The sequence below is a fragment of the Burkholderia sp. 22PA0106 genome, from assembly GCF_047497155.1.
Classification (GTDB): domain Bacteria; phylum Pseudomonadota; class Gammaproteobacteria; order Burkholderiales; family Burkholderiaceae; genus Burkholderia.
Genome location: NZ_CP163162.1, coordinates 2,543,682 through 2,565,289, shown reverse-complemented (window position 1 = coordinate 2,565,289; position 21,608 = coordinate 2,543,682). Strand labels below are relative to the sequence as shown.

The following is a 21,608-nucleotide window of genomic DNA, read 5'->3' as shown; positions in this document are numbered from 1 at the left end:
CGGCGGCCTGACGCGCCGCTGACATCGGGCCGGCCGATCGCGGCGAACCGTCGGCGTCGTGTGCGAAACAGTTGACGGCGACCTGTAAGTTTCGGCATCGTGTGCGGGTTCCGGATCGCTGGAGCCGGTGGATCCCGTGGCCGGGCCGGTGTGTCGAGCCCGCTGCGAGCCGATTGCCGCGCGGCGGTCCGCTCCCGTCGTCCGTATTGCCGGCGTCGCCTCGTGCCTTGGCGTCGCCGTGTCGAATCTCAAGGAGCCTTGCATGTTGAAACCCGAAGTGGACAGCCTCGTCCCGCACGTCCCGTTCAATCGCCGTCGCTTCGTGCAGGCGCTCGGCGGTTCGTTCGCCGCCGCCGTGCTGCCCGTTTCCGCGCAGACGATCACCACCGACAGCGCCGGCCTCGATTGCGATACGGTCGAGATCCGCTCGGGCGACGCCAGCGTGCCGGCCTACCGCGCGCAGCCGGAAGGCAAGAGCAACTTGCCCGTGATCATCGTGATTCATGAAGTGTTCGGCGTGCACGCGCATATCGCGGACGTCTGCCGCCGCTTCGCCAAGCTCGGCTACCTGGCGATCGCGCCGAATCTCTATTCGCGTCAGGGCGATCCGTCGAAGTACCCGACCATCAACGAGTTGTACGCCGCTGTGGTCAGCAAGGTGCCGGACCGTCAGGTCAGCGAGGATCTCGACGCCACGGTCATGTGGGCCGGCAAGAACGGCGGGGATCTGACGCGCCTGGGCGTGACGGGTTTCTGCTGGGGCGGCCGCCAGGCGTGGCTGTTCGCCGAGCACAATCCGCATGTGCGTGCGGCGGTGGCGTGGTACGGCAAGGTGGTGGGCGATCGCAACGAGATGACGCCGTCGAACCCGATCGATCACGTGGCCGAACTGAAGGCCCCGGTGCTGGGCCTGTACGGCGCGAAGGACGACAGCATTCCGCAGGCGACGCTGTCGGAGATGCGCGGCAAGCTGCTGGCCAGCCCGGACAAGGCCGCGCGCGAATCGGAAATCCTCGCGTATCCGGATGCGGGGCACGCGTTCTTCGCCGACTATCGGCCGAGCTACATCAAGACCGACGCCGACGACGGCTGGAAGCGCGCGCTCGCGTGGTTCCGCAAATACGGCGTGCTGTAACGCTGCCCGCGCGGCTCAGGGGTTCGGGCCGGTCGCCACCGGCCGCGACGGATCCGCGCTCCATTCGCTCCACGAGCCGGCATACAGCAGCGGATTGTGGAGCCCGGCGATCTCCATCGCCAGTGCGTTGTGGCAGGCGGTCACGCCCGAGCCGCATTGCAGGATCACGTTGTTCGCCGGTTGCTGGCCGATCACGCCCGTCCATTCCTCGCGCAGTTCGTGGCCGCTCTTGAAGCGGCCTTCCGCGTTCAGGTTGTCCTTGAAGAAACGGTTGGCCGCGCCGGGGATATGGCCGCCGACCGGGTCGAGCGTTTCGTTTTCGCCGCGGTAGCGGTCGGGCGAACGGGCATCGACCACCAGACGTGATTTCGACGCGAGATTCGCCACCACCGCGGCGGCGTCCACCACGGTCGCGAGCGGCGCCTGCGCGCGGAAATCGCCGGCTTTCGGCGCCGGGACGTCAGGCGTCAGCGGCTGGCCGGCGGCCTGCCAGGCGGCCAGGCCGCCATCGAGCACCGCCACCGAATCGTGGCCGAGCCAGCGCAGCAGCCACCACAGACGCGCGGCATACATGCCGCCTTGCGCGTCGTACGCCACCACTTGCTGGCCCGCACGCAAGCCCTTCGCGGCCAGGGCAGCGACGAGCGTGTCGCGCGCGGGCAGCGGATGGCGGCCGTTGGTACCGCTCTTGGGGCCGGACAGATCACGATCGAGATGCAGGTAGACGGCGCCCGGCAGATGGCCGGCCGCGTAGGCTTGCGTGCCGGCCTCGGGCGCGGCGAGGTCGAAACGGCAATCGAAGACGAGGACGCTGTCCGGCGCGGCAGCCAGGCGTTCGGCCAGGTTGCCGGCCGAGATGAGCGTCGTGTAGTGAGTGTGGGGCATGATGGCTCCTGCTGAGGAAACGGCCGAATCATCCAGTCTAAACAAAAAAAGACGAGCCGCAGCTCGTCTTTTGAGGGTGCCGCCGGCAGGCGCCGGCTCGCATCAGATGCTGCCGAGCTTGCGGCGCAGGAATTCGTGGAAGTGCTGCATGCCGTCTTCCATCGGGCTTTGGTACGGCCCGACCTGGGATTCGCCGCGTTCCATCAGCGCGCGGCGGCCGGCGTCCATGCGCAGGGCGATCTCGTCGTCCTCGACGGCCGTTTCCATATAGGCGGCGCGTTCGGCCTCGACGAATTCGCGCTCGAACAGCGCGATTTCCTCGGGGTAATAGAACTCGACGATGTTGGTGGTTTTCTGCGGGCCGCGCGGGATCAGCCACGACACCACCAGCACGTGCGGATACCACTCGATCATCAGGCCCGGGTAATAGACCATCCAGATCGCGCCGAACTCGGGCGGTACGCCATCGCGAAAGCGCAGCACCTGCTCGTGCCATTTCTGGTACGTGGGGCTGCCCGGCTTGGCGAGCGCGTTGTGCACGCCGACCGTCTGCACGCTGTACCAGTCGCCGAACTCCCAGTTGAGATCGTCGCAGGACACGAAACTGCCGAGGCCCGGATGGAACGGGACGACGTGGTAATCCTCGAGGTAGACCTCGATGAACGTCTTCCAGTTGTAGTCGCATTCGTGCACTTCGACGTGATCGAACAGGTAGTCCGAAAAGTTGAAGTGATGGCGCGTGCCGAGGTTCGCGAGATCCTGCGCGACGTTGCGGCCCTCGGCCTCGAACAGCAGGCCCTGCCAGTTCTGCAGCGGCGCCTTGTCGAGGTTCAGGCACGGATTGTCGGGGAAGTGCGGCGCCCCGAGCAGTTGCCCGTCGAGATCGTAGGTCCAGCGGTGCAGCGGGCACACGATGTTGTTCGTGTGGCCGCGGCCGTTCAGCATGATCGCCTGCCGGTGGCGGCAGACGTTCGACAGCAGCTCGATGCGCGACTGCTGGTTGCGCACGAGCACACGGCCTTCCTTTTCGGAAGGCAGGGCGAAATAATCTCCCGCCTCGGGCACCATCAATTCGTGCCCGACGTAGCGAGGACCTTTCTTGAACAGGGTTTCGACTTCGCGCGCGAGAAGCGCCTCATCGAAGTAAGCGGTGACAGGAAGTTGGCTCGATGCCGACTTCAATTGCAGAGCGTCGCTCAGATTGGACATTCCCACTCCCGGAAATCGTGAAAGCAGTGAACAACCCAACCATCGAAAAATCGATTTAGGGGAACCTTCTACTATACCTGAAACTGTAGCGATGGGGGTGGATAAGTGCCTGATTTGTGTCAAATTTCCATGCGTGATGTGCGGCATTCCGCCTCGTATCGGCATGTTCGCGGCGTGCTTGGCACCGTCCGCGGTGGTGGGGCCATTACGTCGACAGGTGCTGGAATCCGCTTTTGCCGTAGAATGTCCGACTTGTTTTTAAATTTCCCCTCGTTCCATGGCGAAAAACGCAACTCCGGGCGCTGCGGCGTCGGGTGCCGGCTCCGAATCGCTGCCGGCTTCCTACGAAACGGCGCTCGAGGAGCTCGAGACGCTGGTCGCGAGAATGGAGGGCGGAACGTTGAGCCTCGAGGACTCGCTGTCGGCCTATCGGCGCGGCGCGGCCCTTGTTGCGTTTTGCCAACAGCAACTCGATAAGGTGGAGCAGCAGGTGCGAGTGCTCGACGGGGCCACGCTGAAACCGCACTCCACAGGAGCGGCCGCCACGGACGGCGAAGACGACGATCTATGACATTCGAACAATGGATGCGCGCAGTGCTGGCGCGCGTCGAAGACGCACTCGGCCACTATCTGCCGGCCGAGACGGTGGTGCCCGGCAAGCTGCACGAAGCGATGCGCTATGCGGTGATGGGCGGCGGCAAGCGGGTTCGCCCGCTGCTGTGCCATGCCGCGGGCGAACTGACGGGCGCCACGGAGGCTGCGCGCAACGCCGCATCGGCCGCGCTGGAGATGATCCACGTCTATTCGCTGGTGCATGACGACATGCCCTGCATGGATGACGACGCGCTGCGCCGCGGCAAGCCCACGGTTCACGTTCAGTACGACGAACCGACCGCGCTGCTGGTCGGCGACGCGCTGCAATCGCAGGCGTTCGTCGCCCTGACCGATGCTGCTGCGCTCACCGCCGTCCAACAGGCGGCGCTGGTGCGCGAGCTCGCGCTGGCGAGCGGCTCGGTGGGCATGGCCGGCGGCCAGGCGATCGACCTCGACAGCGTGGGCCTGATGCTCACGCGCGAGCAGCTCGAAACCATGCACCGCAAGAAAACCGGTGCGCTGCTGCGCGCCGCCGTGCGCATGGGCGCGCTGGCCGGCGAAACGCCGTCGGAAGAGACGATGCGCGCGCTCGATGCATACGCCGACGCGGTCGGCCTCGCCTTCCAGGTGGTGGACGACATTCTCGACGTAACGACCGATTCCGCAACGCTCGGCAAGACGGCGGGCAAGGATGCGGCGGCCAACAAGCCCACGTACGTGTCGATCATCGGTCTCGATGCGTCCCGCGAACTGGCCGCGCAACTGCGTGCGGATGCGCATGCGGCGTTGCAACCGTTCGGCGCACGCGCGCAGCGCCTTGCCGAACTCGCCGACCTGGTAGTGAACCGGGTCAGCTGACGCGAAAGCCCGCCGCCGCGCTTCGGCTCCCGGGAGCGTGCACCAAGAGTGCGGGCGCGTTTGATTTCCTACAATGGAACGACGATGTACGACTTGCTGAAAACCATCGACGACCCGGCGGACCTGCGCCGCCTCGATCGTCGCCAACTGCATCCGCTCGCCGATGAGCTGCGCTCGTTCGTGATCGACAGCGTGTCGAAGACGGGCGGCCACTTGTCGTCCAATCTCGGCACGGTCGAACTGACGATCGCGCTGCATTACGTCTTCAATACGCCGAACGACCGCATCGTGTGGGACGTCGGCCACCAGACGTATCCGCACAAGATCCTGACCGGCCGTCGCGACCAGATGGCGACGCTGCGTCAGCAGGACGGCATCTCGGGCTTCCCGCGCCGCTCGGAGTCGAACTACGACACGTTCGGCACGGCGCACTCGAGCACCTCGATCTCCGCCGCGCTCGGCATGGCGATCGGCAGCCAGCTCAACGGCGACGACCGCTTCTCGATCGCCGTGATCGGCGACGGCGCGATGACGGCCGGCATGGCCTTCGAGGCGATGAACAACGCCGGTGTGTCCGAGGACGCGAAGCTGCTCGTGATCCTCAACGACAACGACATGTCGATCTCGCCGCCGGTCGGCGCGCTGAACCGCCACCTCGCACGCCTGATGTCGGGCCGCTTCTACGCGGCAGCCCGTGCCGGCGTCGAGAAGGTGTTGAGCGTCGCGCCGCCGGTGCTCGAACTGGCGCGCAAGCTCGAAGAGCACGCGAAGGGCATGGTCGTGCCGGCCACGCTGTTCGAGGAATTCGGCTTCAACTACATCGGCCCGATCGACGGTCACGATCTCGATTCGCTGATCCCGACGCTGCAGAACATCAAGGAACTGCGCGGCCCGCAATTCCTGCACGTGGTCACCAAGAAGGGCCAGGGCTACAAGCTCGCCGAAGCCGATCCGGTGCTCTACCACGGCCCGGGCAAGTTCAATCCCGCCGAAGGCATCAAGCCGGCCGCGACGCCCGCCAAGAAGACCTACACCCAAGTGTTCGGCGAGTGGCTGTGCGACATGGCCGAACTCGATGCGCGCGTGGTCGGCATCACGCCGGCGATGCGCGAGGGGTCGGGCATGGTCGAATTCGAAAAGCGCTTCCCGGATCGTTATTACGACGTCGGCATCGCCGAGCAGCACGCGGTGACCTTCGCCGGCGGCATGGCCACCGAAGGGCTGAAGCCGGTCGTCGCGATCTACTCGACGTTCCTGCAACGCGCCTACGATCAACTGATCCACGACGTCGCGCTGCAGAACCTGCCGGTGGTGTTCGCGATCGACCGTTCGGGCCTGGTCGGTGCCGACGGTGCGACGCACGCGGGCGCCTACGATCTGGCGTTCATGCGCTGCATCCCGAACATGACGGTGATGGCCGCGTCGGACGAAGACGAATGCCGCCAGATGCTCTACACGGCCGTGCAGCAGCCGAACCCGACGGCCGTGCGCTATCCGCGCGGCGCGGGCGGCGGCGTGCCGACCGTCAAGGCGATGACGGCGATCCCGCTCGGCAAGGGCGAAGTGCGCCGCCGCTCGGCCCAGCCGGAAGGCAAGCGCGTCGCGATCCTCGCGTTCGGCACGATGGTCGCACCGTCGCTGGCGGCTGCCGAGGAGCTCGACGCCACCGTGGCGAACATGCGTTTCGTGAAGCCGATCGATGCCGATCTGATCCGCGAACTCGCTCAGACGCACGACTATCTGGTCACGGTCGAAGAGGGCTGCCTGCAAGGCGGCGCCGGTTCGGCCTGCGTCGAATCCCTGATGGAAAGTGGGGTTATCCGGCCCGTACTACAATTGGGCCTCCCCGATCGCTTCGTCGATCACGGCGATCCGGCCAAGCTGCTGTCGCAGTGCGGCCTCGATGCCGCCGGCATCGCGAAGTCGATCCGCGAGCGTTTCCTGAGCCAGCCCGACAGCGTCGCCGATCAGGCGAAGCGCGTGGCCTGACCGAACGTCGCGCGCCGCCCGATTGCGTAGCTGGCAACCGGGCGGCTTTCCCGATTATCCGGAACGGAAAACATGGGCCTGCGGGCCCATGTTGCGTTTCCGGGCACCCGCTTCGTGCGGTGGCGCGCGAGCCGGCGACGGCGTGGCGCGTGAAGACAAGGACCGAACAGATGAACCAGATGAACCCCGGCCTCGTGATGCCCGACGTGCAGAGCACGGTCGACACGCGGCAGATCCTGATCCAGCGCGTCGGCGTGCGTGCGGTCCGGCATCCGCTGACCGTGCGCACCGGAGCCGGCGAGATCCAGCCGACGGTCGGCACGTGGAACCTCGACGTGCATCTGCCCGCCGAGCAGAAGGGCACGCACATGTCGCGCTTCGTGGCGCTGCTCGAAGACAACCGCGAGCCGCTGACGGCCGAGACGTTCCGTGGCCTGCTCGCGTCGATGCTCGGCAAGCTGGAGGCCGAAGCCGGCCGGATCGAGGTGTCGTTTCCGTATTTCGTCAGCAAGACCGCGCCGGTGTCGGGCGTGAAGAGCCTGCTCGACTACCAGGTCACGCTGGCTGGCGACGTGCGCAACGGCGCGACGCGGCTGTTCCTGAAGGTGCTGGTGCCGGTCACGAGCCTGTGCCCGTGCTCGAAGAAGATCTCGCAATACGGCGCGCACAACCAGCGCTCGCACGTGACGATCGACGCCGAGCTGAACGGCGATGTGCCGGTCGAGGAACTGATCCGGATCGCCGAGGAAGAAGCCTCGTGCGAGCTGTGGGGCCTGCTCAAGCGACCCGACGAGAAGTTCGTGACCGAGCGCGCCTACGAGAACCCGAAGTTCGTCGAGGATCTCGTGCGTGACGTGGCGCAGCGGCTCGATGCCGATGCGCGGATCGTCGCCTACGTGCTGGAAGCCGAGAACTTCGAATCGATCCACAATCACAGCGCCTATGCGCTGATCGAGCGCGACAAGCGCGCGGCCTGAGCCGCGTTCGCGTCGGGCCGATAAAAAACCCCGCGTTGCTTACAGCGACGCGGGGTTTCGTTTTTTCGGGCTTGGCGCGGGAGGCCCGCCTGCGTTCAGCGCGAGAGCGAGGTCAGATCCCAGCGCGGCTTGACGGTGAACGCGTAATCGCGATTGGCCTGATCGGGCCAGCGTTCGAGGCGCAGCGCGCCGGCCAGCGCGATCATCGCGCCGTTGTCGGTACAGAGCGCCAGATCGGGGTAGTGGACGTCGAAGCCGCGCTTCTTCGCGGCGGCCGACAGCGCCGCGCGCAGTTGGCGGTTCGCGCCCACGCCGCCGGCCACCACCAGCCGATTGAGCTTGGTTTGCTTCAGCGCCGCGATTGATTTCGCCACCAGCACGTCGACCGCCGCATCGACGAAGCCGCGCGCCAGGTCCGCCTTGGCCGCATCGAGCGCCGCGCCCGTCGCGCCGCCGGCTTCGATCTTCTTCATCTGCGTGAGCACGGCCGTTTTCAGGCCGCTGAAGCTGAAATCGAGATCGCCCGAATGCAGCATCGGCCGCGGCAGCGCCACCGCGCCCGGCGTGCCGAGCTCGGCCAGCTTCGACACTTCCGGGCCGCCCGGGTAGCCCAGGCCGATCAGCTTGGCGGTTTTGTCGAATGCTTCGCCGGCCGCATCGTCGAGCGTTTCGCCGAGCGTTTCGTACACGCCCACGTCGGTCACGCGCATCAGTTGCGTGTGGCCGCCCGACACCAGCAGCGCGACGAACGGGAACGGCGGCGGCGCATCGACCAGCAACGGCGACAGCAGGTGCCCTTCGAGGTGGTGAATGCCGACGGTAGGTTTGTCCCAGGCCATCGCGAGCGCATTGGCGATGCTCGCGCCCACCAGCAGCGCGCCGGCCAGGCCGGGGCCTTGCGTGAAGGCGATCGCGTCGATCTGCTCGCGCTCGACGCCGCCGTCGGCGAACACCTGTTCGAGCAGCGGCAGCGCGCGGCGGATATGGTCGCGCGAGGCGAGCTCGGGCACGACGCCGCCGTATTCGCGGTGCATCGCGATCTGCGAGTGGAGTGCGTGGGAGACGAGGCCGCGCTGCGTGTCGTACAGCGCGAGGCCGGTTTCGTCGCACGAACTTTCGATGCCGAGGACAAGCATGGTTCGGTGGGGCGGCCGTGCGGCCGGGTAAGCAATGGCAACCGGGCAGTATACCAGCGGGGCCGTCCCTCGGCCTGACGGCCAGGGCCGCCGCCATCCGGCCGATACCGCGCCATTCCGCGGTTACAATCCGCGCCATGGAAAATTTCGATATCGCCGTGATCGGCGCCGGCGCGGCCGGCATGATGAGCGCGGCCGTCGCCGGGCAGCTCGGGCGCCGCGTCGTGCTGATCGATCATGCGCCGCGGCTCGCCGAGAAAATCCGCATCTCGGGCGGCGGGCGCTGCAACTTCACGAACCTGCAGGCAGGGCCGGACAACTATCTGTCGCAGAACCCGCGCTTTTGCCGATCGGCGCTGGCGCGCTACACGCCACGCGATTTCCTCGATCTGCTGAGGCGCCACCGCATCAGTTGGCACGAGAAGCACAAGGGCCAGTTGTTCTGCGACCAGCAGAGCGAAGGGATCATCGACGTGCTGAAGGCCGAGTGCGATGCAGGGCGCATCGCCTGGCGGCGGCCGGTATCGGTGGAGGCGGTGCGGCATGCCGACGGCGTGGGTTTCACGCTCGACACGAGTGCCGGCGCGATCGGCGCGAAGGCGCTGATCATCGCGACCGGCGGGCTGTCGATCCCGAAGATCGGCGCGACCGATTTCGCCTACCGGCTCGCCAAGCAGTTCGGCCACAAGCTGATCGATACGCGCCCGGCGCTGGTGCCGCTGACCTTCGCCGCGGCCGATTGGGCGCCGTTCTCGGCGCTGTCGGGCCTGTCGCTCGAGGTGCGCGTCTCGACCGGCGGCAAGAAGGACGGCGGCGAATTCGTCGAGGATCTGCTGCTGACCCATCGCGGGCTGTCCGGGCCGGGCATTTTGCAGATTTCGAGCTACTGGAAGCCGGGCGAGCCGATCCACCTCGACCTGCTGCCGCGCGAGGATGCCACCGAAGCGCTGCTGGCCGCCAAATCGGGCTCGAAGCGCCAGATTGGCGCGTTGTTGTCGGAGTGGGTGCCGTCGCGGCTCGCGCAAGCCTGGCTCGACGGGCAGAAGCTTGCCCACGACGCACGGCTTGCCGATCTGCCCGACAAGGCGTTGCGCCAAGTGGGCGGCGCGCTGTCGCGCTGGAGCCTGGTGCCCGACGGCACCGAGGGCTACAAGAAGGCCGAAGTCACCAAGGGCGGCGTCGATACGCGCGAGCTGTCGTCGTCGACGATGATGAGCGCGCGCGTGCCGGGCCTCTATTTCGTCGGCGAATCGGTCGACGTGACCGGCTGGCTGGGCGGCTACAACTTCCAGTGGGCGTGGGCCTCGGGCGTGGCAGCCGGGCAGGCCGCGGCCGCGCAGGCCGGAAGTGCTTGACTCGGTAGTGCGTTTGTGCAGCCCGTCTGCTATACTCGTAGCCCTTTCTTCGCGGTTTTTACTTTTTCAGTGACGGGTCATGACGATCATTCGCTTAAAAGAAAACGAGCCTTTCGAAGTCGCCATGCGCCGCTTCAAGCGGACGATCGAGAAGAACGGTCTGCTGACCGAACTTCGGGCACGCGAGTTCTTCGAGAAGCCCACGGCCGAACGCAAGCGCAAGAAGGCTGCCGCAGTGAAGCGCCACTACAAGCGCATCCGTGGCCAGACGCTGCCGAAGAAGCTCTACTGAGCATCCTGTTTCTGTCTCAACCCTCTTTAGAGGCGCCGCAAGGTTTGTCGGGCGGCGCAGCGGTGGTCCCATCCAGCGGGCTGTCGATGCCGGATTCGAGCAAACCCGCTTGAGCAAGCCCTCAAGCGGGTTTTTGTATTGATGTCCGGCTTCCGGGCATCGACGTTTTTTTCTTTCCGGGTGAAGCGATGAGTTTGAAAGACCAGATCAGCGAAGACATGAAGGCCGCGATGCGCGCGAAGGATACCGCGCGGCTCGGCCCGATCCGCCTGTTGCTCTCCGCGATCAAGCAGCGCGAAGTCGACGAGCGCATCACGCTCGACGACGCGGCCATCACGGGCGTCATCGACAAGATGCTCAAGCAGCGCAAGGATTCGATCTCGCAATTCCAGGCCGCCGGCCGCGACGATCTGGTCGCGCAGGAGCAGACCGAGGTCGACGTGCTGGTTGCCTACATGCCCGCGCAGCTGTCGGCAGCCGAAGTGGCCGATGCCGTGCAGGAAGCCGTGGTGGCCACCGGCGCCAGCGGCCCGCAGGACATGGGCAAGTTGATGGCCGTGCTGAAGGGTAAGCTGGCCGGCAAGGCCGACATGACCGCCGTGTCCGCGCTGGTCAAGGCCGCGCTCACGAAGTAAGCCGCCTGCCGGCCGGCGCCGTGTGCGCCGCTGGCATTGCTCCACGCCGCCCAAGCCGCCATTACGTGATTCCGAGTTCGTTCCTGCAGGATTTGCTGAACCGCGTCGATATCGTCGACGTGGTGGGCCGCTTCGTCCAGTTGAAGAAGGGCGGCGCCAATTTCATGGGGCTTTGCCCGTTTCACAACGAAAAGAGCCCGTCGTTTACGGTCAGCCCGACCAAGCAGTTCTATCACTGCTTCGGTTGCGGCGCGCACGGCACCGCGATCGGCTTCCTGATGGAGCACGCCGGGTTGAGCTTTCCCGAGGCGGTGCAGGATCTGGCGCAATCGGTAGGCATGACGGTGCCGCACGAGCCTTCGCCACTGCGTGGCGGCGGTGGCGGCTACTCAGGCGAGGGCGGCGGGGTGCCGGCCGCGTCGAAATCGGTCACCACCGCGCTGACCGACGTCATGCATACCGCCAACGAGTACTACCGCAAGCAGTTGCGCGGCGCGCCCAACGCGATCGAGTACCTGAAGCGGCGCGGGTTGACCGGCGAGATCGCGATGCGCTTCGGGCTCGGCTACGCGCCCGATGGCTGGCAGAACCTCGAATCGGCCTACGACGATTACAAGGCCGATACGCTGGTCGAGGCCGGGCTCGTGATCGTCAGCGAAAAAACCGACGCGGCCGGCACGTCGCGCCGCTACGACCGCTTCCGCGAACGGATCATGTTCCCGATCCGCAACGTGAAGGGCAATGTGATCGGCTTCGGCGGGCGCGTGCTCGATTCGGGCGAGCCGAAGTACTTGAATTCGCCGGAAACGCCACTATTCAACAAGGGTAGCGAGTTGTACGGCTTGTTCGAGGCGCGCCTGGCGATCCGCGAGCACAAGTACGCGTTGGTGGTGGAAGGCTATATGGACGTGGTGGCGCTGGCGCAGCTCGGTTTTCCGAACGCGGTGGCCACGCTCGGCACGGCTTGCACGCCGGTCCATGTGCAGAAGCTGCTGCGGCAGACCGATACGGTGGTATTCAGCTTCGACGGCGATTCGGCCGGCCGCCGCGCGGCGCGTCGTGCGCTGGAGGCCTGCTTGCCGCATGCTGCCGACAACCGCACGATCCGTTTCCTGTTCCTGCCGTCCGAGCACGATCCGGACAGCTACGTGCGCGAATTCGGCGCCGAGGGTTTTTCCGATCAGGTGCGGCGGGCTATGCCGCTGTCGCAATTCCTGCTGAACGAGGCGATCGCGGGCAAGGAGCTGGACCAGCCGGAAGGGCGCGCGAAGGCGCTGTTCGAGGCCAAGCCGCTGTTGCAGGCGCTGCCGGCCAACGCGTTGCGTGCGCAGATCATGCACATGTTCGCCGACCGGCTGAAGATCCCGTTCGAGGAAGTGGCGGGGCTCAGTGACGTGGATGCCCGGATCGCCGCGCCGGTGCGCCAGGCGCCCGCGCGCGCCGACCGTCGCCGCGTGACCGACAACGAGAAGCGTGCGCTGCGCAACCTGGTCATGCACCCGCGCATCGTGGCACTGCTCGATGCCGACGAGATCGACACCTTGCGCGCGTTGCCGAGAAATGGGGAACTGTTCGACGAGATCTTCACGATCGCGCGCGAATTGGGCGATACGGCCGAATTCCGGATGTTGTCCGACGTTCTGCGCAATTCGACCAACGCGGAAACGTATGACGAAATCTTCCGCGAAATTCTCGACTATGATGAAAACGTCCGTGACCTGCTGATGCAGAGCCCGGAAGACGACGCAGGACAGGAAGCGATGCAGGAGCGCGAGCGGATCGCCGGCGCGGAATTCAAGGCGGCGGTGCTCAAGATGCGCTACGACGCCTGCAACGACCGGATGAACCAGTTGTCGCGGCAATCCACGCATACCCCTGAAGAGTTGAGCGAGCTGATGGCCCTCAACCGGGCACGCACGGAAATGAAGGCAAAACTCGGGCTGTAAACGAGGAACAACGGGGGCAGCTAGAGGCTTTCCCCGACGTGCTATAATACAAGGTTTTCAGCGGTTTGTTTTCTAAGCACAGAGGCGAAATTCGCAATGGCAAAGACGACAGGCGGGAAAAGAGCAGTGGGCAAGGGCTCCGACGAGCCGACCAACAAGGTCACGAAAGCCAAGACTCTATCTTCCGCCCGGTTGTCTGCCGGCGCATCGCCCACTGGCGGAAAACGCACCGCCGCCGGCACCGCGAAGGCTGCGCCGGCACCGACGGTTCGCGCATCAAGAGCCGTCGCGAAATCCGCATCCCGCACGGCGCCCAAGCCGTCGGTGAGGCGGGCGAGTGCGAATAGCGCAAGGGCAGCGGCTGCCGCCGCGGACGAAACGGCAGTGCGCACTACTCATGCATCCACGGTTCAAGAGGCTGTTGTCCAGCAGCCGCGAGTCGATTTAGCCGGTACGGCGAACTCCATGACGAAAAAGTTGAACGAAGTATCCGTCGATGACGACGCAACGCAGAGCGACGAGCAGCAGCCGACCGCTGCAACGGGTAAGGAGAAGACCAAGGCGCGTGATCGCCGCGCAAAAGAAAAGATGCTGCTGAAGGAAGCGTTCGCCACGAGCCAGCCCGGCACCGCCGAGGAACTCGAGGAGCGACGCGTCAAGCTGCGCGCGCTGATCAAGCTGGGTAAGGAACGTGGCTTCCTGACCTACGCCGAAATCAACGATCACCTGCCGGACAACTTCACGGAAACGGAAGCCCTGGAAGGGATCATCGGCACGTTCAACGACATGGGCGTGGCTGTCTACGAGCAGGCGCCCGATGCCGAAACGCTGCTGCTGAACGACAACGCGCCGGCGGCTTCGTCGGACGACGAGGTCGAGGAAGAAGCGGAAGTCGCGCTGTCCACCGTCGATTCGGAATTCGGTCGCACGACCGATCCGGTCCGGATGTACATGCGTGAAATGGGCACGGTCGAGCTGCTGACGCGCGAAGGCGAAATCGAAATCGCGAAGCGCATCGAAGACGGCCTGCGCCACATGGTGATGGCCATCTCCGCATGCCCGACCACCATCGCCGACATCCTCGCGATGGCCGAGCGCGTGGCGAACGAGGAAATCCGCGTCGACGAGCTCGTCGACGGCCTGAACGATCCGAACGCCGAGGATTCCGACGGTTTCAACGCGAAGGAAGCGGAAGAAGCCGAAGCCGCGGATGCCGAGGAAGAGGAATCGGGCGAGAGCGAGGAAGAAGAGGACGACGACGGCGCGGCCCAGGCCACGGCCAACGCGGCGCAGCTCGAAGCCCTCAAGCGCACCTCGCTCGAGAAGTTCGCGCTCATCAGCGAATGGTTCGACAAGATGCGCCGCGCGTTCGAGAAGGAAGGCTACAAGTCGAAGTCCTACCTGAAGGCGCAGGAAACGATCCAGAACGAACTGATGTCGATCCGCTTCACGGCGCGTACGGTCGAGCGTCTGTGCGACACGTTGCGTGCGCAGGTCGACGAAGTGCGTCAGGTCGAGCGTCAGATCCTGCACATCGTGGTCGACAAGTGCGGCATGCAGCGTTCGGAATTCATCACGCGCTTCCCGGGCAACGAAACGGATCTGACGTGGGCCGAAAAGCTCGCGAGCGAAAACCATTCGTACGGTGCGATCCTCGAACGCAACGTGCCGGCGATCCACGAGCAGCAGCAGCGCCTGCTGGATCTGCAGGCGCGCGTGGTGTTGCCGCTGAAGGACCTGAAGGAAACCAACCGCCAGATGGCGGCCGGCGAACTGAAGGCGCGTCAGGCCAAGCGTGAAATGACCGAGGCCAACCTGCGTCTCGTGATCTCGATCGCCAAGAAGTACACGAACCGCGGCCTGCAGTTCCTCGACCTGATTCAGGAAGGCAACATCGGCCTGATGAAGGCGGTGGACAAGTTCGAATACCGTCGCGGCTACAAGTTCTCGACCTACGCGACCTGGTGGATTCGTCAGGCCATCACGCGTTCGATCGCGGACCAGGCACGTACCATCCGGATTCCGGTTCACATGATCGAAACGATCAACAAGATGAACCGCATCTCGCGTCAGATCCTGCAGGAAACCGGCCTCGAGCCGGATCCGGCAACGCTGGCCGAGAAGATGGAAATGCCGGAAGACAAGATCCGCAAGATCATGAAGATCGCGAAGGAGCCGATCTCGATGGAAACGCCGATCGGTGACGACGACGATTCCCATCTGGGCGACTTCATCGAGGATTCGAACACGGTCGCGCCGGCCGATGCCGCGCTGCACGCCAGCATGCGCGATGTCGTGAAGGACGTGCTCGATTCGCTGACACCGCGCGAAGCGAAGGTGCTGCGCATGCGTTTCGGTATCGAGATGAGCACCGATCACACGCTGGAAGAAGTCGGCAAGCAGTTCGACGTCACGCGTGAGCGGATCCGCCAGATCGAGGCCAAGGCGCTGCGCAAGCTGCGTCATCCGAGCCGCTCGGACAAGCTGAAGTCGTTCCTCGAAGGGAACTGATCGAAGGCGCTGTTCCGGCCGCCGCCGGTTGCATGACCGGCGGCGGTTCTTGTCTCCCCAATTGTTCGGTACAATGCCGTCCCCGGTGCCCTCAGCGGCATTCGAGGCGCGCGTCTCGGTTCAGTGTTTGCACTGCGTCGCCGTCCATCCAGGCAGTTCAGTCAGCAGCACCTCCGGGCCTGTAGCTCAGCGGTTAGAGCAGTCGACTCATAATCGATTGGTCGCGGGTTCAAACCCCGCCGGGCCCACCATACCTTTCCCTTTTAGCTTAATACGTTACATCGATCTGCTCTCCTTCCGGGGAGGTTGGCGGGAAGATAGCGACGATTCGAGGCGATTCATCTCGACGTCGTTCTGGCTTCCGTCGATCCACTTCGAGTAGGTCGTCAGGAACATTTCGACGCTGTGGCCGAGCTGCTTGGCGCAAAACGCTGGCGTCATGCCCGCCATCAGCATCGCCGTGGCGTAGCTGTGGCGCGTGTTGTACGGGCGGCGGTATCGCATGCCTAGTCGTTTCAGTAGCGGCACCCAGTAGGTGCGCCGGAACGAATCCTCGTCGTGCCAGACATCGCCGTACCGTGGATCGAGAAAAACACGCGCATGCGACAACTGGGTGAGGGCGCGCTGCCGCGTCAGGGCCGCGATGGCGCGGCTATTCAGGCGGACCAAGCGTGCCACCTTGGTCTTGGTGCGGTCGAGCCGCTCGCCGCGGACGTAAGCCTTCGATATTTGCGCCACGCCGCGATCCGCCATGATTGGTTGGAGTCGCACTCATGGAGTCTCCAAAAAGAGAAAGGCCCGGCAGGCGAACCGGCGCCGAACCGGGCCGCGTCGCGACGATGGTCACCGCTGCGTGCGCGCCGGTGACGGTCCACAAACTCGATCACTGCATTTACCAAGCCCCAGGCGGTGTTCGATGCCGATACGAGATCGGAACCTTTGCCTCGGCCAGCGTACAACTGAGCGACGGCCTTGATCGCCCGCTCGTTCACGGCAAGTGCGTCGCAATCGACCACGTTGGTCGTGGGATAGTTGAGCATACGTCGCATTTCGAGCTTGAAGCCGCCGATCTCGGTGAGGTCTCGATAAAACTCGAGGATCTCTCGGGGTTGCACGACCAGGTATCGCGCAGAGACAACCGATAGCGGCGCTTTGTTGTCGGAGCGGTAGAGCACCTTTTGATCAGGAAACGCGTGAATCGCTCCGATGCCGGCGGCACTCGTTACGAAGCGAACTTCGGATGATTCGATGGTCCAGTTCATGCCGGCGCTGTCGGCTCAGACTTCGATCGGTCGGTTGGGGGTGAGGCGATTGCCGAGGCCGTGCCAAGGTTCTTGGTCGGTGTAGGTCATGGTGTGAACGAGATGCATCTGTGTTGCTGATGGGAAATAGGCGAGGGCATACAGCCCGGCTATCGCCGGACGAAAATGATGGTCGGGGGAAAAGCGAAGGTGTGCGGCGTCTAGTTGGACGTGGCGCTGAAGGCGTGACCGCAGGCGAGGCAGAGGTGGTTGTCGAGCACGTTGTCGTCGATGGCGCCGCCCACTGCGGAACCCGCCGCACAGCCTGCTGCGTTCGACGAGTCCGGCAAGGACAGCTGCCGGCCAGGCCGCCGAATACGGTCCCGATGGGGCCTGCCACCGACCCGACGATCGCGCCGGTTTCGGCCCCTGCTAGGGCCGCTGCCATGCCGCCGGTTGCTCCTGCGACGCTGCCGATCGTGCTGCCTGCTTTGCGAACTCGATTCCGCGTGTCGATACGCGACGACAAACAGCGTGGGCAGCGGAGCACCGACGTCGCAGGCGCGCGAGGTGCCACATTGGACGCCGATGACTCTTGCGTTGCCGGTCCGAAGACCGGAGATCCGGTGGAGTCGAAGAGGTTGTCGCGAGCGCAATTGTCGGATCGAAACGACGGCGACATTGTCTTGTGCGGCTCGAAGTGGAAACTGACATCGTCAGCTTCGTCGAACTCGTCGTATGTCGTATCGAAAGCGTGCCGCGCATACGCAGCTTCTGCTGCTTGCTCGTTCACGTCGCCATGTTCATCAGAAGGGAACGATGCAGTTGAGGCCGATTGAGCAGGCCGGCGATTGTTTTTGGTTAGCCAATAGAGGCCCTTATCTGCGCTGGAATTTTGTAACTACGGCCCGACACGCCTCCAGAGAGCGGCGGGCTACTCAATACTCGGGCGAGCGGTATGCCGTCGCGAGTATCTCGTTATTCGGAATTCGCGGGCAACATCTGCATGGCGGCTTTCTGCGCCGCCTCTACATGCCGACGTGCGGCCAGCTCGGCAGCCTCAGTATCGCGTTCCTTCAGTGCCTTATGCAATTTATCGAGCTCGCGCAGGCTAGCTGGAAGGCGCTCGATCCGCATCAGCGACGTTGCACGTAGCAGGGTGATACGCGAGTACAGGCTCAGCAACATCTCCTTGGCTAGTGCGTTGCCACAATGCTCTAGCAGCGTATCGTATAGATCCGTCTTGGCCTTCAGTATGGCGGAGGTGTCATTGGCCTTCGCCGCGGCCTTCAAGACGCGCATGAGTTCGCTAAAGCGATTCAGCTGGCCGTCGCTGGCAAAACGGGCAAACCCTGCAGCGGCATGACCTTCCAGCAAAGCACGAATCGCATATATGTCGGCCGCCTCTTGTCTTGACATGACGGAGACGACTGGTCCTTTGTGCGGGAAGATCTTGATCAGTTTCTCGCCTTCGAGCTTGCGCAAAGCTTCGCGGATCGAGGTTCTGCTGACTCCGAGCAAATCACAGAGTTCTCTTTCGACCAGTCGCGCTCCTGGCGCAAACTGGCCGGACACGATCGCTTGGCGCAACGCATTTTCGACCTGCTGTCGCAATGTCTCTGGCCGGAGCAAGCCTACTTTGTCGGACATGTCGAATGTCTCCCTGTCTGACAATCAGATAAAGCGACATGATAAACCGCCATGCCCGACCATGTAAAAGCCCTACGTTCGCGACGTAATCACGTCGGGATTGACGAGATTGGTTGGTTGGCCTGCAGAAAACGCCAGCACATTGTCGAAAGCTCCACCGAAAAAAATCTCATAGGTGTCTTTCTCCACATATCCCAGATGAGGGCTGCAAATGGTGTTCGGCAGAGCGAACAATGGATCCGCGTAAGCAGGTTCGACCTCGTAGGCGTCGAGTGCCGCGAAGCCCGGATTGCCCCTGCGCAATTGGGCGAGCAACGCGCCCGGTTCAACCAGTTCCGCCCGGCTGCTGTTCACGAAAACAGATGAGGATTTCATCAGCGCGAGATCCTCTGCACGAATGCAGCCGCGGGTGTCCGCGGTCAGCCGCAGATGCACGCTCAACACATCGCTTTGGCTGAAGAACGCCTCGCGGCTCGCCGCCACTTCGAAGCCATCGCTTGTCGCGCGAGCGAGCGAGCCGTCGCGGCCCCATACGATCGCGCGCATTCCGAACGCCGCGCCGTAACGCGCGACGATGGCGCCAATCGTGCCATAGCCGAGAATGCCGAGAACGCGACCGCGCAACTGCGTGCCAAGTGAGCCCGCCTGCCATTTTCCGCGTTGCGCGTTCTCGACTTCGCACGGCAGTCGCCGCATGGAGGCGAGCACCAGCGCCCATGTCAATTCAGCCGGGGCATATGGATTGCCGCCGCTCGCCGCGACGGCGATACCCCGGCGCGTGCAGGCGACTGTATCGATATGCGAGACGCCTTTTCCCGTCTGGCTGATCAGGCGCAGCGAAGGCAGCGCACTCAGCAGGGCTTCATTGATCACGGTTCGCTCCCGGATCGGAATCAGCACGTCGACATTGCCGATCTGAGCGGCCAGTGCAGCGGGGTCTCTCTCCGATCGGGTGTGGATGTTTACGGTATGCCCCGCGAGTTTTCGGAAGGCATCGAGATGTCTGACCGCATCCTGCGTATCGTCGAGAATCGCGATTCGCAAAGCGGTGGGCGCCTGGTCTTGCATGTTCATATTGTTTCGGTTATCGATCCGGTTTGTATGGAAGCGCATTGAATGCCCCGGTTTCATTGCCCATCCACGGGATCGTGGTGGCACTGTCGAACCACGTCAGCGGCAACCTTGAATGCATCCAGCGCGGCCGGCACGCCGCAGTAAATGCATGCTTGCAGCAACACCTCCTGAATCTCTTCGACGGTGACGCCATTGTTCAATGCGCCGCGCACGTGCAGCGCGATTTCGTGTGGACGATTGAGTGCCGTGAGCATTGCGAGGTTGATCATGCTGCGTACCCGGCGCTCCAGCCCTTCGCGCGTCCAGATTTCGCCCCAGCACCACTCCGTGGCGATCTTCTGCATCGGCTTCATGAAGTCCTCGACTTGATTGACCGACCTGTCGACGTACGCGGCGCCCAGTACCTCACGGCGCACGGCAAGTCCCTTTGCGAACTGCGGAGTATCAAATTCAGAAGGCATTGGCATGTTGCGTTTTCCTCAACAACGAAATGAAGCGGTGCACCGGGTTTTGAGGCCGTATGCCTGCCGCCATGATGAAAGTGGTCTGCACGACCGTCGGTGCGCCTGACCGCCGCCGGCATGGGCCATCCCGTGGCACCAAGACCAGCGAAGCCGATTGGCTGCGTCATTGATTTCTCCGGGGTCAGTCAGGAAACGGCAGATCGCGGGTTTCAGGCAGGAACCAGGGGGCTATCACACCAAGCAGGTAGATGCTGCCCATTGCCAACGCGGCATGAGGAATACCTCCGAGTCGGTGTACCAATGCACCGGCCGCGATCGGGAATACCCAGATGATCAACCGGGCGCCGTTGAAGATGAAGCTGATCGCACTCGCCCGTACCGAAGACACGAATAGCTCCGCGGGATAGATTGCCATCCACACATAAGCGCAACCCAGGGTGAAGAAGCCGTCGATCGGGGCGAGCCACATGAGCTGCAGCGCATTGCTCGCGATCCGATACGAGACGATCGTCATGATCAAGGAACCGGTGAACGTCAGGCACACGAAGGCGCGACGGCCGATCCTGTCGATGATGAAGCCTGCGATCAGGTATGCAACGATCGCGCCGAGCGTGAATGCGAGCGAGACCTTGGTTCCCCACAAGGCAGGATCCTGAAGCCCCGCGGCTTTTGCCAATGCGGTGGTCTGTGCCGGCAACCAGGAAGACACGGCCCACAGCCCTGTGGACGTGACCATCGAGAGCAGCAGGGACAGCAGCATGCGGGAGCGCGTATCGCTGGATGCCAGCAACTGCCTGAGCGGGAACGGTCGCGACGTGGTTGTCGTGAGCGTGCCTGCGGGGCCTGTTTGCGACCATTGACGATTGCGTATCGCGACTGCCCATTTCTCGGACTCGTCGACGCCGCGTCGAAGGTAAAGAACGAACAGGGCTGGCAGCGCGCCGATCAGAAACATGATCCGCCAGTTGTCCTGGGAGGACGGGGCGTAACGCGATAGCGCATACCAGATCGCTGCGGCGAGCAGGGTGCCCCAACCATAGCCGGATTGCAGGAAACTCAAGCCCTTTGCGCGTGCGTGGTCAGGCCAGCTTTCAGACACGAGCGCGATCCCCGTGCTCCATTCCCCGCCCATCGCGATCCCCGTCAGAAATCGCATCGCGCCGAGCATCTCGAAGCTGTGCGCGAACGCGGTGGCACCGGAAAACAGGGCGTACAGCAAAACCGAGGCCAGCATGACGCGTTTCCTGCCGAAGTAGTCGGCGGCCACGCCGCCGATCAATCCGCCGACGCCCCAGCCAACCAGAGCAATTCCGAGGACACCGCCCGCATAGACGGCGGCGTTTCCCGCTTGACTCGGCGTCAGCACCGAGTGCAGCAACGGCGCCATCACCAGGATCGGCGCCATGGCCTCGTAGCCGTCGAAAATCCAGCCGAGGAAGCTGCCGAATAAGGTTCGCCAGTGCATCGCGGTGAGCCCGTCAGTCCATCGGAGCTTGCCGCTCGCGGCGGCCGAACTTCTGTCCATCTGCCTGTCCTCTCTGAAAAGATGAGATCCGGTACGCATGGCATGAGTTTGTTGCCACGTCTTCGTGTCGCGTACATTATCTGTTTGTCATACAATCTGTCAATGGGACGATATGCGTCAGTCATACCGTTG

At 64.0% G+C, this 21,608-nt stretch carries 17 protein-coding genes, 1 tRNA gene and 2 pseudogenes; 11 read left to right on the top strand and 9 right to left on the bottom strand.

Features of this window, described 5'->3' with window-relative positions; all coding sequences use genetic code 11:
* The first annotated feature begins 262 nt into the window (after positions 1-262).
* Entirely contained in the window at positions 263-1,135 is an 873-nt protein-coding gene (locus AB4850_RS11000) for a dienelactone hydrolase family protein (RefSeq protein WP_414439839.1), read from the top strand.
* Positions 1,136-1,150: 15 nt separating this feature from the next.
* Here the strand turns inward: AB4850_RS11000 and AB4850_RS10995 are convergent, their stop codons facing one another.
* Both AB4850_RS10995 and AB4850_RS10990 read right to left on the bottom strand, forming a co-directional pair.
* On the bottom strand, positions 1,151-2,020 hold the full coding sequence (locus AB4850_RS10995) for a sulfurtransferase (protein ID WP_414439838.1): 870 nt from the start codon (positions 2,018-2,020) through the stop codon (positions 1,151-1,153).
* A gap of 102 nt (positions 2,021-2,122) precedes the next feature.
* Positions 2,123-3,229, bottom strand: a complete 1,107-nt coding sequence (locus AB4850_RS10990; protein WP_414439837.1) for an aromatic ring-hydroxylating oxygenase subunit alpha — start codon at positions 3,227-3,229, stop codon at positions 2,123-2,125.
* 277 nt (positions 3,230-3,506) lie between these two features.
* On the opposite strand from AB4850_RS10990, the gene AB4850_RS10985 reads away from it, so the two are divergent.
* From AB4850_RS10985 to folE2, 4 genes are all read left to right on the top strand, one after another.
* Positions 3,507-3,800: an exodeoxyribonuclease VII small subunit gene (locus AB4850_RS10985; RefSeq protein ID WP_414439836.1), complete on the top strand. Its 294-nt coding sequence runs from the start codon at positions 3,507-3,509 to the stop codon at positions 3,798-3,800.
* The gene (locus AB4850_RS10980; protein ID WP_414439835.1) at positions 3,797-4,681 is read left to right on the top strand and encodes a polyprenyl synthetase family protein; all 885 of its coding nucleotides are present in this window, start codon (positions 3,797-3,799) and stop codon (positions 4,679-4,681) included. Before AB4850_RS10985 ends, AB4850_RS10980 begins: the two co-directional genes overlap by 4 nt.
* An 84-nt stretch (positions 4,682-4,765) precedes the next feature.
* Positions 4,766-6,670 (top strand): 1-deoxy-D-xylulose-5-phosphate synthase, encoded by a 1,905-nt coding sequence (gene dxs / locus AB4850_RS10975; protein WP_414439834.1) that lies wholly within the window; start codon positions 4,766-4,768, stop codon positions 6,668-6,670.
* A 170-nt stretch (positions 6,671-6,840) separates the two neighbouring features.
* On the top strand, positions 6,841-7,647 hold the full coding sequence (gene folE2, locus AB4850_RS10970) for a GTP cyclohydrolase FolE2 (RefSeq protein WP_414442007.1): 807 nt from the start codon (positions 6,841-6,843) through the stop codon (positions 7,645-7,647).
* A 95-nt stretch (positions 7,648-7,742) separates the two neighbouring features.
* Here the strand turns inward: folE2 and tsaD are convergent, their stop codons facing one another.
* On the bottom strand, positions 7,743-8,783 hold the full coding sequence (tsaD, locus tag AB4850_RS10965) for a tRNA (adenosine(37)-N6)-threonylcarbamoyltransferase complex transferase subunit TsaD (RefSeq protein ID WP_414439833.1): 1,041 nt from the start codon (positions 8,781-8,783) through the stop codon (positions 7,743-7,745).
* A 137-nt stretch (positions 8,784-8,920) separates the two neighbouring features.
* On the opposite strand from tsaD, the gene AB4850_RS10960 reads away from it, so the two are divergent.
* From AB4850_RS10960 to AB4850_RS10935, 6 genes are all read left to right on the top strand, one after another.
* A complete protein-coding gene (locus tag AB4850_RS10960) occupies positions 8,921-10,138 on the top strand; it encodes an NAD(P)/FAD-dependent oxidoreductase (protein WP_414439832.1) in 1,218 nt (405 codons plus the stop codon).
* Positions 10,139-10,217: 79 nt separating this feature from the next.
* A complete protein-coding gene (gene rpsU / locus AB4850_RS10955) occupies positions 10,218-10,430 on the top strand; it encodes a 30S ribosomal protein S21 (RefSeq protein ID WP_414439831.1) in 213 nt (70 codons plus the stop codon).
* Positions 10,431-10,618: 188 nt separating this feature from the next.
* Positions 10,619-11,065 carry a GatB/YqeY domain-containing protein gene (locus AB4850_RS10950; protein ID WP_414439830.1) on the top strand — a complete coding sequence of 149 codons (447 nt, stop codon included), beginning with the start codon at positions 10,619-10,621 and terminating at the stop codon, positions 11,063-11,065.
* A gap of 65 nt (positions 11,066-11,130) precedes the next feature.
* Positions 11,131-13,011, top strand: a complete 1,881-nt coding sequence (gene dnaG, locus AB4850_RS10945; protein WP_414439829.1) for a DNA primase — start codon at positions 11,131-11,133, stop codon at positions 13,009-13,011.
* Positions 13,012-13,107: 96 nt separating this feature from the next.
* Positions 13,108-15,522 carry an RNA polymerase sigma factor RpoD gene (gene rpoD / locus AB4850_RS10940; protein ID WP_414439828.1) on the top strand — a complete coding sequence of 805 codons (2,415 nt, stop codon included), beginning with the start codon at positions 13,108-13,110 and terminating at the stop codon, positions 15,520-15,522.
* A 175-nt stretch (positions 15,523-15,697) separates the two neighbouring features.
* Positions 15,698-15,773 (top strand) — tRNA-Ile (locus AB4850_RS10935).
* Positions 15,774-15,798: 25 nt separating this feature from the next.
* Here AB4850_RS10935 and AB4850_RS10930 read toward each other — a convergent pair.
* From AB4850_RS10930 to AB4850_RS10905, 6 genes and pseudogenes are all read right to left on the bottom strand, one after another.
* A pseudogene (locus tag AB4850_RS10930) lies at positions 15,799-16,251 on the bottom strand (integrase); the annotation flags it as partial.
* Positions 16,252-16,328: 77 nt separating this feature from the next.
* Positions 16,329-16,784: pseudogene (locus tag AB4850_RS10925) on the bottom strand (DUF932 domain-containing protein); the annotation flags it as partial.
* Between the two features lie 957 nt (positions 16,785-17,741).
* The gene (locus AB4850_RS10920; RefSeq protein ID WP_414439827.1) at positions 17,742-18,413 is read right to left on the bottom strand and encodes a GntR family transcriptional regulator; all 672 of its coding nucleotides are present in this window, start codon (positions 18,411-18,413) and stop codon (positions 17,742-17,744) included.
* A 72-nt stretch (positions 18,414-18,485) separates the two neighbouring features.
* Positions 18,486-19,457: a D-2-hydroxyacid dehydrogenase family protein gene (locus AB4850_RS10915; RefSeq protein ID WP_414442006.1), complete on the bottom strand. Its 972-nt coding sequence runs from the start codon at positions 19,455-19,457 to the stop codon at positions 18,486-18,488.
* Between the two features lie 83 nt (positions 19,458-19,540).
* Positions 19,541-19,954, bottom strand: coding sequence for a carboxymuconolactone decarboxylase family protein (locus AB4850_RS10910; RefSeq protein WP_414439826.1), 414 nt, complete (start codon positions 19,952-19,954; stop codon positions 19,541-19,543).
* Positions 19,955-20,132: 178 nt separating this feature from the next.
* A complete protein-coding gene (locus tag AB4850_RS10905; protein ID WP_414439825.1) occupies positions 20,133-21,476 on the bottom strand; it encodes an MFS transporter in 1,344 nt (447 codons plus the stop codon).
* Between the last annotated feature and the right edge of the window lie 132 nt (positions 21,477-21,608).

What these genes read in the sequence shown, in the direction of transcription:
- AB4850_RS10985 (WP_414439836.1), top strand. Translation starts at nt 3,507, where the DNA reads ATGGCGAAAAACGCAACTCCGGGCGCTGCGGCGTCGGGTGCCGGCTCC.
- AB4850_RS10960 (WP_414439832.1), top strand. Translation starts at nt 8,921, where the DNA reads ATGGAAAATTTCGATATCGCCGTGATCGGCGCCGGCGCGGCCGGCATG.
- AB4850_RS10920 (WP_414439827.1), bottom strand. Translation starts at nt 18,413, where the DNA reads ATGTCCGACAAAGTAGGCTTGCTCCGGCCAGAGACATTGCGACAGCAG.
- rpsU (WP_414439831.1), top strand. Translation starts at nt 10,218, where the DNA reads ATGACGATCATTCGCTTAAAAGAAAACGAGCCTTTCGAAGTCGCCATG.
- rpoD (WP_414439828.1), top strand. Translation starts at nt 13,108, where the DNA reads ATGGCAAAGACGACAGGCGGGAAAAGAGCAGTGGGCAAGGGCTCCGAC.
- dxs (WP_414439834.1), top strand. Translation starts at nt 4,766, where the DNA reads ATGTACGACTTGCTGAAAACCATCGACGACCCGGCGGACCTGCGCCGC.
- AB4850_RS11000 (WP_414439839.1), top strand. Translation starts at nt 263, where the DNA reads ATGTTGAAACCCGAAGTGGACAGCCTCGTCCCGCACGTCCCGTTCAAT.
- folE2 (WP_414442007.1), top strand. Translation starts at nt 6,841, where the DNA reads ATGAACCAGATGAACCCCGGCCTCGTGATGCCCGACGTGCAGAGCACG.
- AB4850_RS10950 (WP_414439830.1), top strand. Translation starts at nt 10,619, where the DNA reads ATGAGTTTGAAAGACCAGATCAGCGAAGACATGAAGGCCGCGATGCGC.
- AB4850_RS10980 (WP_414439835.1), top strand. Translation starts at nt 3,797, where the DNA reads ATGACATTCGAACAATGGATGCGCGCAGTGCTGGCGCGCGTCGAAGAC.
- AB4850_RS10905 (WP_414439825.1), bottom strand. Translation starts at nt 21,476, where the DNA reads ATGGACAGAAGTTCGGCCGCCGCGAGCGGCAAGCTCCGATGGACTGAC.
- tsaD (WP_414439833.1), bottom strand. Translation starts at nt 8,783, where the DNA reads ATGCTTGTCCTCGGCATCGAAAGTTCGTGCGACGAAACCGGCCTCGCG.
- AB4850_RS10995 (WP_414439838.1), bottom strand. Translation starts at nt 2,020, where the DNA reads ATGCCCCACACTCACTACACGACGCTCATCTCGGCCGGCAACCTGGCC.
- AB4850_RS10910 (WP_414439826.1), bottom strand. Translation starts at nt 19,954, where the DNA reads ATGCCAATGCCTTCTGAATTTGATACTCCGCAGTTCGCAAAGGGACTT.
- AB4850_RS10990 (WP_414439837.1), bottom strand. Translation starts at nt 3,229, where the DNA reads ATGTCCAATCTGAGCGACGCTCTGCAATTGAAGTCGGCATCGAGCCAA.